Genomic DNA, 13408 nt, shown 5'->3' with positions numbered 1-13408 from the left:
TTCTCCCTCATCAGCTTCGCCTGCATGGTGACCAGTGAGATCGGGCTGCTGAAGTCGACGCCGTGGTTCCTGTTCTTCATACCCCCGCTCGCCTTCACCATCGTCTACTACCTGATCTCCCGTTGGGTGCACGGGTTCAACGAGACCTTCGACCTCTCCGCCCACCGCGCGCTGGTCAAGTCCTGGCAGCCCGAGCACTACCCGACCGTCGACGTCTTCCTTCCGGTCGCCGGCGAGCCGATCGAGGTCCTGCACAACACCTGGACCCACGTCGCCCGGCTGCGCGACCACTACCCGGGCAACGTCACCCCGTACGTCCTCGACGACAGCAACAGCCCGCAACTCGCCCAGATGGCCGTCGACTTCGGCTTCGTGTACGGCACCCGTGACAAGCTCGGCTGGTTCAAGAAGGCCGGCAACCTCCAGTTCGGCTTCCGCAACTCCGACGGCGACTACATCCTCATCCTGGACGCCGACTTCGCGCCCCGGCCGGACCTGCTGAACGAGATGCTCCCCTACATGGAGACCGACCCGGGCATCGGCATCGTCCAGTCCCCGCAGTTCTTCCGCATCCTGGACTCGCAGAACTGGATCGAGCGCGGCGCCGGCGCCGTCCAGGAACTGTTCTACCGGACCGTCCAGGTCTCCCGGCAGAAGAACGACGGCGCCATCTGCGTCGGCAGCTGCGCGGTCTACCGGCGCGCGGCGCTGGAACAGAACGGCGGCACCACGCTGATCGGCCACTCCGAGGACGTGCACACCGGCTTCGACCTGCGCCGCCTCGGCTGGGACCTCCAGTACATACCCGTGGCCCTGGCCACCGGTGTCTGCCCGGACAACGTCGGCGGCTTCTTCAACCAGCAGTACCGCTGGTGCACCGGCTCGATGAGCCTGCTCGGCAGCAAGAAGTTCTGGCAGACCAAGCTGCGGCCGGCCACCCGCGCCTGCTACATGTCCGGCTTCTTCTACTACATCCACACGGCGCTGTTCACCGTCGTCTCGCCGCTCATCCCGATCGTCCTGCTGCTCGCCCGCCCCGACCTGATCCGCTGGGAGAACACCGCGCTGGTGCTGCCCGGCCTGATCTACGCGACGGTCATCTTCCCGCTGTGGCACCGCAATCCGTACCGGCTGGAGGCCTGGGCCGCCCGCATGATGTACGGCTGGGCGCACGTCTTCGCCATCTGGGACATCGTGCGCGGCAGCCGGATGGCCTGGCAGCCGACCGGCTCCAGCGGCGCCAAGAAGAACAAGACCCGCCGGTTCTGGATCGGCGTCATCGCCTGGGGCGGCGGAACGGCCCTGCTCTGGGTGCTGCTGAGCATCTGGCGGATGCTCACCATGGGCCCGCTGAACTTCGCCCTCGTCCTCGCCTCCGGCCTCTTCTACGCCACCGTCGTCGGCCGGGTCCTCGTCCAGCCGCGCCCCACGGAAGCAGTGTGATCGCCATGACCGCCCCCCTCAGGCGGGCCGGCCGGCTCCGTCCCCGGCTGGCGCTCCCGCTGCTGACCGCCGCCGGCCTGCTGCTCGTCACCGGATGCGGCCCCGAGGACCCAGGCTTCGCGATGCAGAACGAACTCGCCGCCCCGGCCGCCACCGGCGCCGCCCCCGCCGCGACCCCCGCCACCGGCGCCGCACCGGGCGCGCCCTCCGCGCCCACCACCGCCAAGGCCCTGCCGGAGGGCGTCCCGTACGACGTCACCCCGCTGCTCAAGCCCAGCCACAAGTACCTCGGCGCCGCCCTTCCCGACGTGCCCGGCACGATGGACGCGCTGCCCGCCTACAGCTCCGCGATCGGCAAGCAGCCCAACGTCCTGGAGTTCTACTCCCACTGGAAGGGCGGCTTCGACACCGCCGGCGCACGCCGGATCCACGACGCCGGGGCACTTCCCTTCATGGCCTGGGAGCCGCACGACCGCTCGCTCGCCTCGATCGCGGCCGGCGACACCGACGACTACGTGCGCGGCGTCGCCAAGTCCGTCGCCAAGTTCAACCTGCCGATCGCCATCAGCATCGCCCACGAGATGAACGGCGACTGGTACCCGTGGGGCCGTCAGGCCGCCACCGCCCAGGACTTCGTGGACGCCTGGCGCCACGTCCACGACATCTTCGACCAGGCCGGCGCCACCAACGTGATCTGGGTCTGGAGCCCCAACATCACCGACCCCGCGCCCAACACCCGCCTGGCGCCGTACTACCCCGGCGACACCTACGTCGACTGGGCCGGCATGACCGGCTACTTCACCAAGAGCGGGCCGAAGACCTTCGAGGCCCTGTACGGGCCGACCATGACCGAGATCCGCGCCTTCTGCAAGAAGCCCTTCTTCATCAGCGAGACCGCCTCCGAGCAGGGCAAACGCCAACGCGCGGACATCGACCAGCTGTTCTCCGGGCTGGAGGCGCACGACGACATCGTCGGCTTCGTCTGGTTCAACATCGTCAAGCGGGCGGACTGGCGGGTCGAGGCCGTCCCGGACACCCTCGCGGCGTTCAAGCAGCGCGTGTCCGACCCCCGTTACGGCTTCGACATCCGGAATCCCCGATGAGCACTGAGTCCGACTTCTCCCCCGTCCCGCCCGGCTCGCCCGTCCTGCCCGGCTCGCCCGTCCCGCCCGGCCGCGCGGCGCACGACCCGGCGGCCGAGCCCCAGCCGGACCTCATCGCCCAGGGCCGGGCCCGCCGTCGGGCCGCGCAGGGCCGGCAGGCCGAGCAGGCCGGGCCCGGCTTCGGTGCGCAAGGCCGGCAGGCCGGGCCCGAACCGGACTTCGCCGCGCCGGGCCGTGCCGCCCACGACCCGGTGGCCGAACCCCAGCCGGACTTCGTCGAACAGGGCCGGGCCGCCCGCCGCCGTGCCGCGCAGGCCGCGATGGCCGAAGCCCGGCCGGAGTCCGCACCGGAGTCCGCACCGGAGTCCGCCGAGCCCCGGCAGCCGGCCGCCCCGATGGCCGCGGTGGCCCCGGTCGCCCCGGTGGCCGCGCCCGATCCGGGCCCTGTCGCCCAGGAGCCCGTCGCCCAGGGCCGCGCCGCCCGCCGCCGCGCCGCCCAGGCCCAGCAGACCGAGCCCGAACCGGACTTCACCGAGCGGGGCCGCACGGCCGTCGCCGTGAACGAGGCCGCGCACGAGACCGCACACGAGGCCCCGGACGAGACCGCCGACAAGGCCGAGCCCCACCGCACCACCGGCGCCGTCGACAACCCCGACGGCATACCGCTGGCCCCGTACACCATCCCGGAGGTCCCGGCGATCGGCTGGGACCCGGGCACCAGCCCGCGCCGGCGCTGGATCGCCCGCGGCCTGCTGGGCGCCGTGCTGACCGTCCAGGCCGCGCTCTCGCTGCGCCTGCTGGCCGCCGCCCACCCCGACGAGGCCGCCACCATGGTCGCCGGCCGCCAGCAGCTCGACCACCTGCTGCACGGCACCCCGGTCACCACCGACCTGATCGAGCGGGTGCAGGGCTCGCCCTGGCTCTACCCGCCGCTGGCCGGCGCCGCCGCCGATGCCAACGGCATCTGGGGCACCCGGCTGCTCAGCCTCGGCTTCGCACTGATCACCACGGTGCTGCTGTACTCGCTGACCCGGCGGCTGTTCAACGAGCGGGTGGCCATCTGCGCCATCGCCGTCTACGCCGTCCTCCAGTCCACCGTCGTGACCGGCTTCTACGCCGCGCCCGAGTCCCTCGCCGTCCTCCTGGTCGCCCTCTCCGCCTGGGCCACGGTGTTCACCGCCCGCCGCCATCCGGCCCTGGCCCTGCTCGCCGCCCCACCCGCGGCCCTGGCCTGCGCCGTCGCCTACTCCGCGGCCTTCGCCCTCCCGGCCCTGGTCGCCCTCGCCTTCGCCTGCGCCCGGCCGTACCACCGGGCCGGGCCGGCCGCCCTGCGCGCGCTGCTGGCGGGCGCCGGCACCCTCGTCCTGCTGCTCCCGGGCGGCACGCTCGGCAAGCTCGCCGGGTGGTCGCCCTCGCAGGGCGGCGCCGCCGGCTCGGCCGGCTCGATCCTGCTCTCCACCCTCAAGTGGGCCGGCCTGTTCACCGTCCTCGCCGTGGCCGGCACCATCGCCTACGCGCGCCGCGAGCAGATGAACGAGCACGACGCGCCCGAGAAGGACTCCGTTCCCACCACCCGGGGCCGGCGCGCCCTGCTCGGCACCGTCCTGACCGCCACCGCCCTGCTGGTCCCCGCCGCCCACGTGTGGACCGGCACCTCCGGCGCGCTGTTCCGCCACCTCGCCTACGGCATGCTGCTGGCCGCCCCGCTCGCCGGGGTCGGCCTGACCCGGCTGGTCGGCGCCCACTTCCGCCACCCCCAGCTGGGCATCCTGGTCTGGGTCGCGCTGCTCGCCCTCGGCCTGGAGCAGTCCGCCCTGCGCTACCAGAACGGCCCCGACTCCGGCCGCCTGCCGGCCGTCCTGAGGGTCCACACCGAGCCCGAGGGCCGCTACCTCACCGAGGTCGACGGACTCGCCGAGTACTACCTCGGCGGCGTCTCCAAGCCCGAGCAGTGGATCTCCTCGCGCACGGGCACGGAGTACCGCGACGCCGCCGGGGTGCGGCACCACGGCGACGACGGCAGCGTGGCCGCGATCCGCGACGGCTGGTTCACCATGGTCGTCCTCGACAGCACCGCGCCGAAGGCCACCGACCGGGCCCTGAGCGACGCCGTGACGGCCTCCGGGAACTACCGGCTGGTCGCCCAGTTCACCTCCCCGACCGGCGATTCGAGCACGTACAAGGTCTATCTGAAGCACTGACGGGCCACCCGGTCCACCGACACCCGCGACACGACAGGCACAACATATGGTGCCGCCGCAAGCCGGCGGCACTACATGTATGCTCGCTTCTGCTGTCGATGCAGGGGAACCCGGTGCGAATCCGGGACTGCCCCGCAGCGGTGTGCGGACGGCTCGAGCAGCCGTACCGCGAGTCCGAGTACCTGCCGACGGCCTGCGCCACGGCCCTCCCGCAGAGGCCGCGCGCCAGCACGAGCAGTACACCTCCGGGCCTCGCGGGCGGGCCGGGGAGTCACCGTCGCGCGACGCCGTCTGCGTTCGCGCCGTGCTCCCCTGCCCCGATCGGCCCGGCGGCCCCCGATCACCGCCGCCGATCGCCGCCAGGAGAGAGCGCCTTGACCACCGCCGCCTCAGTCACCCTGCCCACCCAGGGCACCGGTACCGCCTTCACCGACCCGACGGTCTCCGACCCCGGCGGCGCCCTGCTGCGGCTGCTCACCGACCGCAGCACCGACCTCACCGAGGTCGACCCCGGCCACGTCGCCGCCGCCGCGCTGCGCGGCCGCCACGCCGGCTCGGACTTCGCCGAGCTGCGCGGGCTGGCCGTGGACGCCGCCGCGTCGATGATCGCCGAGGACCCGCAGTACTCGAAGCTGGCCGCCCGCCTGCTCGCGCTGGAGATCGTCGACGAGGCGAACAGCCAGGGCTCGGTCTCCTTCTCCGCCTCGATCGCCGTCGGCCACGCCGAGGGCCTGATCGGCGACACCACCGCGGACTTCGTCGCCAAGCACGCCGCCGCCCTGGACGCGCTGATCGACACCGCGGGCGACGACCGCTTCGAGTACTTCGGCCTGCGCACCGTGCAGTCCCGCTACCTGCTGCGCCACCCGATCACCCGCAAGGTGATCGAGACCCCGCAGCACTTCCTGCTCCGCGTCGCCTGTGGCCTGGCGGTCGGCGACTCCGAGCAGTCCGTCCGCGAGGTCGCCGAGCTGTACGGCCTGATGAGCCGCCTGGAGTACCTGACCTCCTCGCCGACGCTCTTCAACTCCGGCACCCGGCACCCGCAGATGTCCAGCTGCTACCTGCTGGACTCGCCGCTGGACAACCTGGACTCGATCTACAACCGCTACGCGCAGATCGCCCGCCTCTCCAAGCACGCCGGCGGCATCGGCCTGTCCTACTCGCGCATCCGCTCGCGCGGCAGCCTGATCCGCGGCACCAACGGCAAGTCCAACGGCATCGTGCCGTTCCTGCGCACCCTCGACTCCTCGGTCGCCGCCGTCAACCAGGGCGGCCGCCGCAAGGGCGCGGCCTGCGTCTACCTGGAGACCTGGCACGCCGACATCGAGGAGTTCCTGGAGCTCCGCGACAACACCGGCGAAGAGGCCCGCCGCACCCACAACCTCAACCTGGCGCACTGGATCCCGGACGAGTTCATGCGCCGCGTGAACGCCAACGAGGACTGGTCGCTGTTCTCCCCGGCCGACGTTCCCGAGCTGGTCGACCTGTGGGGCGCCGACTTCGACGAGGCCTACCGCAAGGCCGAGCTGGCCGGCAAGGCCGTCCGCACCATCCCGGCGCAGACCCTGTACGCCCGCATGATGCGCACCCTGGCGCAGACCGGCAACGGCTGGATGACCTTCAAGGACGCCTCCAACCGCGCCGCCAACCAGACCGCGCTGCCGGGCCGCACCGTGCACTCCTCCAACCTGTGCACGGAGATCCTGGAGGTCACGGACGACTCCGAGACCGCCGTCTGCAACCTGGGCTCGGTCAACCTCGGCGCCCACGTGGCCCCGGGTGCCACCGCCGACGACCTGATCAACGCGATGGACTGGGAGCGGCTGGACGCCACCGTGCGCACCGCCGTCACCTTCCTCGACCGCGTGGTGGACATCAACTTCTACCCGACCACCGAGGCCGGCACCTCCAACTCCCGCTGGCGGCCGGTCGGCCTCGGCGTGATGGGCCTCCAGGACGTCTTCTTCAAGCTGCGGATCGACTTCGACTCGGCCGAGGCCGCGCGGCTGTCCACGCTCATCGCCGAGCGCATCATGCTCACCGCGTACGAGCGCTCCGCCGACCTCGCCGAGCAGCTGGGCCGCCACGAGGCGTACGGCGAGACCCGCGCCGCCCGCGGCGAGCTGCACATCGACCACTTCCCGACGGCCGCGCCGCAGTGGGGCGAGAAGTGGGACGCGCTGCGCGCCCGCATCGCCGTCACCGGCCTGCGCAACTCGCTGCTGCTGGCCATCGCGCCGACCGCGACGATCGCGTCCATCGCCGGCGTGTACGAGTGCATCGAGCCGCAGGTGTCCAACCTGTTCAAGCGCGAGACGCTGTCCGGCGAGTTCCTCCAGGTCAACCCGTACCTGGTGCGCGAGCTCAAGGACCTCGGCGTCTGGGACCAGCAGACCCGCGACGCGCTGCGCGACGCCAACGGCTCCGTCCAGGACCTGAACTGGCTGCCGGAAGGGGTGCGTTCGCTGTACCGCACCGCCTGGGAGCTGCCCCAGCGCGCGCTGATCGACCTGGCCGCGGCCCGCATGCCGTACCTGGACCAGAGCCAGTCCCTGAACCTGTTCATGGCGGCGCCGACCATCGGCAAGCTCAGCTCGATGTACGCCTACGCGTGGAAGGTCGGTCTGAAGACCACCTACTACCTGCGTTCGCGCCCGGCGACCCGCATCGCCCAGGCCGCGTCCGGCACCGCCCGCGCCGCGTCCGCCGCGTCCGCGCCGGCGCCCGTGCCCGTGAACACCCCCTCCCTCACCCCGGAGCAGGAAGCCGCCATCGCCTGCTCCCTGGAGAACCCCGAGTCCTGCGAGGCCTGCCAGTAATGTCCGACGACCGCCAGAAGATGCTGCTCGACCCCGGCTTCGAGCTGACCCTGCGCCCGATGCGCTACCCGTCGTTCTACGACCGGTACCGGGACGCCATCAAGAACACCTGGACCGTCGAGGAGGTGGACCTGCACTCCGACGTCGCCGACCTGGCGAAGCTCAGCGAGGGCGAGCGTCACCTGATCGGCCGGCTGGTCGCGTTCTTCGCGACGGGCGACTCGATCGTCTCCAACAACGTGGTGCTGAGCCTCTACAAGCACATCAACTCCCCGGAGGCGCGGCTGTACCTGTCGCGCCAGCTGTTCGAGGAGGCCGTGCACGTCCAGTTCTACCTGACGCTGCTGGACACCTACCTGCCCGACCCGGAGGACCGCAACGCGGCCTTCGCCGCGGTGGAGAACATCCCCTCCATCCGCCAGAAGGCCCAGTTCTGCTTCAAGTACATGAACGCGGTCGACCACATCGACTCGCTCCAGACGAAGGAGGACAGGCGGGCGTTCCTGCTCAACCTGATCTGCTTCGCGGCGTGCGTCGAGGGTCTGTTCTTCTACGGCGCGTTCGCCTACGTGTACTGGTTCCGGAGCCGGGGCCTGCTGCACGGTCTCGCGACCGGCACCAACTGGGTGTTCCGCGACGAGTCCATGCACATGGACTTCGCGATGTCGGTCGTGGACACCGTGCGCGAGGAGGAGCCCGACCTCTTCGACGACGAGATGGCCAAGCAGGTCACGGAGATGCTGGAGGAGGCCGTCGAGGCCGAGCTCCAGTTCGCCAAGGACCTCTGCGGTGACGGTCTCGCCGGCATGAACACCGAGTCGATGCGCCAGTACCTGGAGGCCGTCGCCGACCAGCGCCTCGCGCGGCTCGGCCTGCCGATCCGCTACGGGTCGACCAACCCGTTCGGCTTCATGGAGCTCCAGAACGTCCAGGAGCTGACCAACTTCTTCGAGCGTCGCGTGTCGGCGTACCAGGTGGCCGTCGAGGGCTCGGTGTCCTTCGACGACGACTTCTAGGAAGTAGGGACACGACGGAGGTGCCCCGCACGGCCACAGCCCGTGCGGGGCACCTCTGTTTGATCAGTCGGTCGGGAACTCCCCGGACTTGACCCCGGCGAGGAACGAGGCCCAGGCATCGGCCGCGAAGAGCAACGCCGGCCCACCCGGGTCCTTCGAGTCACGCACCGGCACGACATCGGTGACGCCATCGGCCACCTCGACACACTCGCTCTGCGCACCCGAGAACGAGGACTTGCGCCAGCTACCCCCGACGCCCAAGGCCGTTAGAAGGTCGGCGACCTCGATGCAATCGCCTCCTTGCCCGCTGTAGGTGCTCTTACGCCATAGGACGTCCCCCAGATCCGCTGCGAGCATGCCCCACATCTCCGCTGTTTGGCGGCACAGCACCCGGCCGGGCCGAAGCGAACACATCGACACGTACTTACCCGCCGTAGAACTCTCCAGCCTTCACACCACGGACGAAGGCGGTCCACGCGTCAGCAGAGAACGACAAGGTCGGCCCGCTCGGGTCCTTCGAGTCCCGAACAGCCATTGCCGCCAGCCCGGTCTGGGCCTCAAGGCAGTTCCCGCCCTGCCCGCTGTAGGAGCTCTTCCGCCACTCGGAATCTTCAGTCACGACTTCACCCATCCTTGCCCGGAGTTCACAACTCCCGCCGTACCTGAGCGATCATGTCGAGACTGTCAACTGGACTCAAGGCAATTGAACGGAGGGAATCAAAGATCAACGTGTACTCATCGATCTCGGCCTGAGTCTCCATGTAGAGCGTCCCGGTCCGGTGCTCCACGCAGACAACGTCGGAGTAGTCGGGCGACGGAAAGCCGAACATCACGAACGATCCCATCAAACCGGCGTGGGCACCCGCGCGATCCGGCAGAACCTGAAGCTCCACGTAGGGATGCTCAGCCATCTCGGCCAGCTTGTCGAGCTGCCCGGCCATGACCTTCGCGCCACCCACCTGAACGCGCAGCGCAGCTTCGCCCTCGATCACGCACAGCCGTGGCGGGCTGGTCTTGTTGAGCACCTGTTGCCGCTCCATCCGGGCGGTCACCAGGGCATCCACCTGTTCGGCAATCAGCCCGGAAGGCTTGGCCTGCATCACCGCGCGAGCGTAGTCGGGTGTCTGCAAGAGACCAGAGATCAGCATGTTCTCGAACGACCTGATGTAGTCAGCCGTCTCCTCGTAATCGATGAAGTCCGAGTAGGACGGCCGAGCCAAGCTCGCCCGCTGAACCCAGCCAGGCTCACGGCCGCGACGGGCGAGCGCGACCAACTCCTCGACGCGGCTCTCGTCTTCCATGCCGTAGTACGTCAGCAGATCGCGCAGCTCACCGAGCGAAATGCCCAGCCGGGCATTCTCTATCCGACTGATCTTCGAACGATGACAGCCGATCCGGTCCGCTGCCCCTTCGGGCGACTTGCCGGCCTCTTCCCGCAGCCTGACCAGAGCGGCTGCCAGCCGCCTGCGGCGCACCGTTGGTCGCGCTTGGCTCATCTGATGCTCCATCACACCGGTTGAGCTCCAGATCCTACCCCCTCCAAAAAAGATCTTGGAAAATTTCCAATGAGCAAGTTGCGAACAGGCTCATTTCCATCGCATGCTACTCAACGTAGCCATCAAGTCGACGTATCGTGATGCCGACGAGCTGGTCGCCGGGCATCCCCATGCCCTCTTCAGTCGCCCTCACCCGCACACTCCAGAGGTGGCCCCGCCATGCCTGAAGACCTCTCCCCCTTCTCCCCCGCCCCCACCGAGCGGAGCTGCTGGCTCCCCCGACGCCACGACTCCCCCCGCGCGGCCCGCTGGGCGCTCCACGATTTCCTCCGCCCGCACCCCTCCGGCGAACTCCTCGTCTTCACCGGTGAGTTGCTGGTCAGCGAGCTCGTCACCAACGCCGTCCAGCACTGCCACGCCCCGCTCAACCACCTGATCCTCGTCCGCTTCGACCTCTCCCCGGAGGACACCCTCCGCATCGAAGTGCACGACACCGACCCCGAAGAGCCCACGCCCAGCGCCGCTACCCCCACCGCCGAGACCGGCCGAGGCCTGTTCCTCGTCCAGAAGTTGGCGACCCAGTGGGGCTGCTGCCCGCGCGAGAGCGGCGTCGGCAAGTTCGTCTGGTGCCACATCTCCCCCGAGGCGGCCGCCGCGTGAGCACCGTCCGCGCCGGGATCGCCGGCATCCTGGCCCCCGCCGACTTCCCGAGCGTCGACCACGCCCACCTCGCCCGCGCGGCCCGCCGGGACTTCATCCGGCTCCTCCTCGACCCCGGCAGCGGCGACGGCATCGCCGACCGCCTCACCTACAGCGACACCTGGAGCACCACCCTCCACCTCGGCGAGATGACCGACCGGACCGCCCACCCGATCACCATCACCACCCGGCAGCCCTGAACTCCCCCGCCTCCGCCCGGCGTTCACGCCGGGCGGAGGCAGTCAAACCGCCCGTCCTTGACGCTGCACCACAAGATCCTTAGTCAATGACGCGCATAGTCGCGTCCATGCATGGACGGCGTGCCGCCCACACCCCTAACTTGGCCACAGGTTAGTCAAAGTGGCCCGAAACAAGGAGACTTCACATGACTGGACGCGAAGCACTCACCCGTCTCACGGGCAACGGAAGCGGTGAGTGCGGGGAGAAAGACTGCCCCAACATCTACCGCACGGAGAGGGGATCGTTCGTGGTTCAGGGCGACCTGTCGAACGTCTTCACCCCTCCTGCCGGAGAGGGGCTGGTCGAGATCCCTGAGAGTGTCCTGAAGGAGGCCGTCCGTGCTCTTGGCTGGTGACGCCTGGAATCAGTGCTTCGATTCCATGCAATCGGAGGCGTGGCGCCTCGAAACACTCCCCACCTACACCATGCCACAGGAAGCGGAGAAACTCTCGCGGTTCCTGGCCGGCGAAAACTCACCCGATGACTACACATCGGGGTGGATGGGCGAGGTGGCGCAGTGGACGGCCGAAGGGAAGACTATCGGCCGCGTTCATATCGTTACCCGCCCGCTCTCTGACTACCTCCGGTTCGAGTTCGAGTACTACTATCGGCACCATGTGAGGGCTGGCGAAGAAATCCGGATCCTTGACATCACAGGCCGGGAGAACCCGCTCCGGGCTGTTCAGGATTTTTGGATGTTCGACAAATCCAAGGTTGTCCTCATGAATTATCGGGCGGATGGAACTCAGATTAGCCGCCAACTTGCCGACGGCGACCCTGCACCGTACATCGAGTATCAGCGGATCGCCGTTTCGGAATCGATTCCGTTCCTGGAGTATGTCAGCTCGTGACGCTCCATCCCGAGCAGCTGGGCCACTCCAAGCAGGAACTGGCTGCGACACTGAAAGAATTGCGGCAGCGAGCCGGGCTCTCTGGAGCCCGGCTCGCTGCTCGCTGCAACATGTCTCAGTCTAAAATTTCCAGGATTGAGAACGGAAAAAGCCCGGCCACTCTGGTTGACGTCGAACAGATCCTACGAGCACTGAAGGCCCCTCCGGAGATACTGGCATCAGTCACCGAAATTGCCCGCCTGGCCAACACTGACTGGCAAGGCCTCCGCGCGCTTCGGCGGAAGGGGCTCCACCGTAAGCAGCAAGAACTTGCCAGCTTGGAAGCATCGTCTACTGAGTTCAGATTCTTCCTGCTGTCGATGCTCACCGGGCTTCTCTCAACACCCGATTACATCAGGGCCAGCCTTGCCCATCTCCAAGGTGACCAAAGCCAGCTCATCACACGGAAACTGAGCCGCCAGGAAGTTCTCTACGACACCAGCAAGAACTTCACATTCCTACTGTCAGAGATGGCGGTCAGGTGGCCGTTGATCCCTGCGCCGGCCATGGCTATTCAGATCGATCGCCTCTCCTCTGTTTCAAGACTTCCAAATGTGCGAATCGGCGTGATCCCCCTGAGAGGTCTCATGCCGGTAGCGCCGATGGACACTTTCACCGTCTATGACACCTCCCTCGTCACCATCGAAACAACCAGTGGAATTTTGGCACTCCGGGACCCGAAAGATGTAGAAATACATCTGGACGCCTACTCCGCGATGGAGGGATGCGCCATCTTCGGCGCGGAGATGAGAAACCTTCTCGAACGATGGTCCGATGAATTCCGCAGCCCGTCCCGGTAATTTATGCATCCACGCGCATGGACATGGAAGTAATCGACGGTCGCGCCTAGCCTGGTAACTCGACTGAGAAACCAAGAGCCACGGGAGCCCTCCATGTCCACCGCGAAGTCCGCGCAGCCGACCAGCACCCCGCACCGCCGCCGGACGCACGCGGAACTCATGGAGCTGGTGGACAACAATCCGATCCGTAAGGACCTGACGACGGGGCGCCTGGTCGAAATCGTCGGTGCCCAGAACGGCCGAGCCCTGGTCCGGCCGCTGTTCGAGCCCAATACTCGCCCGCGCCAGGTGCCGGCCGACCAGCTCACCACCCGTATCGATCTGTGGCGCTGACCTTCCCCCTCCCCCTCATTCTTCCGCCCAAGTCCTGGGCGGAGCGGGGCCGCTCCTCGCCGCCCCGAAGCGACACCGAAAGGTGCAGGCGATGACCGATCACAACCTGTACGAACTCGACCTCTCCCAGGTCGAGTTCACCCGCGCGTGCGGCGGCAACCAGGGCGGGGGCGACGACGGCGAGTCGTGCGTGACCCTCGGCGCCGTGCCGCAGGCGCCCGGCGTGTTCGCCCTCGGCGACAGCAAGCGCCCCGACCGCGCGCCCCTGCTGTTCACCACCGAGGAGCTGACCGGCGCCGGGATCGACCCGGCGCGGTTCGGCCTGTCCGTCTGACACTCCCGAACCACCCCGGCCGCCCGCACTC

At 68.8% G+C, this 13408-nt stretch carries 15 protein-coding genes and 1 riboswitch; of the genes, 12 read left to right on the top strand and 3 right to left on the bottom strand.

Annotation, left to right across the window (positions count from 1 at the left end; genetic code table 11):
* Positions 1 to 24 precede the first annotated feature (24 nt).
* The 5 genes from ACFRMQ_RS10230 to ACFRMQ_RS10210 all read left to right on the top strand — a co-directional run bounded on the left by ACFRMQ_RS10230 (position 25) and on the right by ACFRMQ_RS10210 (position 8585).
* Positions 25 to 1443 (top strand): glycosyltransferase family 2 protein, encoded by a 1419-nt coding sequence (locus ACFRMQ_RS10230; RefSeq protein WP_380729012.1) that lies wholly within the window; start codon positions 25 to 27, stop codon positions 1441 to 1443.
* Positions 1444 to 1448: 5 nt separating this feature from the next.
* Positions 1449 to 2546: a glycoside hydrolase family 26 protein gene (locus ACFRMQ_RS10225; protein ID WP_380728980.1), complete on the top strand. Its 1098-nt coding sequence runs from the start codon at positions 1449 to 1451 to the stop codon at positions 2544 to 2546.
* Complete coding sequence (locus ACFRMQ_RS10220) at positions 2543 to 4747, top strand: ArnT family glycosyltransferase (protein WP_380728977.1); 2205 nt, start codon at positions 2543 to 2545, stop codon at positions 4745 to 4747. The genes ACFRMQ_RS10225 and ACFRMQ_RS10220 overlap by 4 nt, the downstream gene beginning before the upstream one ends.
* Before the next feature lie 46 nt (positions 4748 to 4793).
* Positions 4794 to 4952, top strand: a riboswitch (cobalamin riboswitch).
* A 193-nt stretch (positions 4953 to 5145) separates the two neighbouring features.
* Positions 5146 to 7569 carry a ribonucleoside-diphosphate reductase subunit alpha gene (locus ACFRMQ_RS10215; protein ID WP_380729010.1) on the top strand — a complete coding sequence of 808 codons (2424 nt, stop codon included), beginning with the start codon at positions 5146 to 5148 and terminating at the stop codon, positions 7567 to 7569.
* The gene (locus ACFRMQ_RS10210; RefSeq protein ID WP_380699730.1) at positions 7569 to 8585 is read left to right on the top strand and encodes a ribonucleotide-diphosphate reductase subunit beta; all 1017 of its coding nucleotides are present in this window, start codon (positions 7569 to 7571) and stop codon (positions 8583 to 8585) included. Before ACFRMQ_RS10215 ends, ACFRMQ_RS10210 begins: the two co-directional genes overlap by 1 nt.
* A gap of 63 nt (positions 8586 to 8648) precedes the next feature.
* Here ACFRMQ_RS10210 and ACFRMQ_RS10205 read toward each other — a convergent pair whose 3' ends face one another.
* From ACFRMQ_RS10205 to ACFRMQ_RS10195, 3 genes are all read right to left on the bottom strand, one after another.
* Complete coding sequence (locus ACFRMQ_RS10205; RefSeq protein WP_380728973.1) at positions 8649 to 8942, bottom strand: DUF397 domain-containing protein; 294 nt, start codon at positions 8940 to 8942, stop codon at positions 8649 to 8651.
* Positions 8943 to 9009: 67 nt separating this feature from the next.
* Positions 9010 to 9216: a DUF397 domain-containing protein gene (locus ACFRMQ_RS10200; RefSeq protein WP_380728971.1), complete on the bottom strand. Its 207-nt coding sequence runs from the start codon at positions 9214 to 9216 to the stop codon at positions 9010 to 9012.
* Between the two features lie 13 nt (positions 9217 to 9229).
* The gene (locus tag ACFRMQ_RS10195; RefSeq protein ID WP_380729008.1) at positions 9230 to 10093 is read right to left on the bottom strand and encodes a helix-turn-helix domain-containing protein; all 864 of its coding nucleotides are present in this window, start codon (positions 10091 to 10093) and stop codon (positions 9230 to 9232) included.
* Positions 10094 to 10300: 207 nt separating this feature from the next.
* On the opposite strand from ACFRMQ_RS10195, the gene ACFRMQ_RS10190 reads away from it, so the two are divergent.
* The 7 genes from ACFRMQ_RS10190 to ACFRMQ_RS10160 all read left to right on the top strand — a co-directional run bounded on the left by ACFRMQ_RS10190 (position 10301) and on the right by ACFRMQ_RS10160 (position 13377).
* Positions 10301 to 10741, top strand: a complete 441-nt coding sequence (locus ACFRMQ_RS10190) for an ATP-binding protein (RefSeq protein ID WP_380728969.1) — start codon at positions 10301 to 10303, stop codon at positions 10739 to 10741.
* The gene (locus ACFRMQ_RS10185) at positions 10738 to 10980 is read left to right on the top strand and encodes a hypothetical protein (RefSeq protein ID WP_380728967.1); all 243 of its coding nucleotides are present in this window, start codon (positions 10738 to 10740) and stop codon (positions 10978 to 10980) included. The genes ACFRMQ_RS10190 and ACFRMQ_RS10185 overlap by 4 nt, the downstream gene beginning before the upstream one ends.
* Before the next feature lie 185 nt (positions 10981 to 11165).
* Positions 11166 to 11375 (top strand): hypothetical protein, encoded by a 210-nt coding sequence (locus tag ACFRMQ_RS10180; RefSeq protein ID WP_380728965.1) that lies wholly within the window; start codon positions 11166 to 11168, stop codon positions 11373 to 11375.
* Positions 11359 to 11871 (top strand): DUF6879 family protein, encoded by a 513-nt coding sequence (locus ACFRMQ_RS10175; RefSeq protein WP_380728963.1) that lies wholly within the window; start codon positions 11359 to 11361, stop codon positions 11869 to 11871. The genes ACFRMQ_RS10180 and ACFRMQ_RS10175 overlap by 17 nt, the downstream gene beginning before the upstream one ends.
* A complete protein-coding gene (locus ACFRMQ_RS10170; RefSeq protein WP_380728961.1) occupies positions 11868 to 12710 on the top strand; it encodes a helix-turn-helix domain-containing protein in 843 nt (280 codons plus the stop codon). Before ACFRMQ_RS10175 ends, ACFRMQ_RS10170 begins: the two co-directional genes overlap by 4 nt.
* A gap of 93 nt (positions 12711 to 12803) precedes the next feature.
* Positions 12804 to 13043, top strand: coding sequence for a hypothetical protein (locus ACFRMQ_RS10165; RefSeq protein ID WP_380728959.1), 240 nt, complete (start codon positions 12804 to 12806; stop codon positions 13041 to 13043).
* A 91-nt stretch (positions 13044 to 13134) separates the two neighbouring features.
* A complete protein-coding gene (locus tag ACFRMQ_RS10160; protein ID WP_380728957.1) occupies positions 13135 to 13377 on the top strand; it encodes a DUF397 domain-containing protein in 243 nt (80 codons plus the stop codon).
* The last annotated feature ends 31 nt before the right edge of the window (positions 13378 to 13408 follow it).

Origin of the sequence: Kitasatospora sp. NPDC056783, assembly GCF_042789895.1 — a bacterium.
Taxonomy (GTDB): Bacteria; Actinomycetota; Actinomycetes; order Streptomycetales; family Streptomycetaceae; genus Kitasatospora.
This window is presented reverse-complemented; position numbering and strand designations above follow the sequence as displayed.

What these genes read in the sequence shown, in the direction of transcription:
- ACFRMQ_RS10225 (WP_380728980.1), top strand. Translation starts at nt 1,449, where the DNA reads ATGACCGCCCCCCTCAGGCGGGCCGGCCGGCTCCGTCCCCGGCTGGCG.
- ACFRMQ_RS10180 (WP_380728965.1), top strand. Translation starts at nt 11,166, where the DNA reads ATGACTGGACGCGAAGCACTCACCCGTCTCACGGGCAACGGAAGCGGT.
- ACFRMQ_RS10160 (WP_380728957.1), top strand. Translation starts at nt 13,135, where the DNA reads ATGACCGATCACAACCTGTACGAACTCGACCTCTCCCAGGTCGAGTTC.
- ACFRMQ_RS10205 (WP_380728973.1), bottom strand. Translation starts at nt 8,942, where the DNA reads ATGCTCGCAGCGGATCTGGGGGACGTCCTATGGCGTAAGAGCACCTAC.
- ACFRMQ_RS10220 (WP_380728977.1), top strand. Translation starts at nt 2,543, where the DNA reads ATGAGCACTGAGTCCGACTTCTCCCCCGTCCCGCCCGGCTCGCCCGTC.
- ACFRMQ_RS10200 (WP_380728971.1), bottom strand. Translation starts at nt 9,216, where the DNA reads ATGGGTGAAGTCGTGACTGAAGATTCCGAGTGGCGGAAGAGCTCCTAC.
- ACFRMQ_RS10230 (WP_380729012.1), top strand. Translation starts at nt 25, where the DNA reads ATGGTGACCAGTGAGATCGGGCTGCTGAAGTCGACGCCGTGGTTCCTG.
- ACFRMQ_RS10190 (WP_380728969.1), top strand. Translation starts at nt 10,301, where the DNA reads ATGCCTGAAGACCTCTCCCCCTTCTCCCCCGCCCCCACCGAGCGGAGC.
- ACFRMQ_RS10165 (WP_380728959.1), top strand. Translation starts at nt 12,804, where the DNA reads ATGTCCACCGCGAAGTCCGCGCAGCCGACCAGCACCCCGCACCGCCGC.
- ACFRMQ_RS10210 (WP_380699730.1), top strand. Translation starts at nt 7,569, where the DNA reads ATGTCCGACGACCGCCAGAAGATGCTGCTCGACCCCGGCTTCGAGCTG.
- ACFRMQ_RS10195 (WP_380729008.1), bottom strand. Translation starts at nt 10,093, where the DNA reads ATGGAGCATCAGATGAGCCAAGCGCGACCAACGGTGCGCCGCAGGCGG.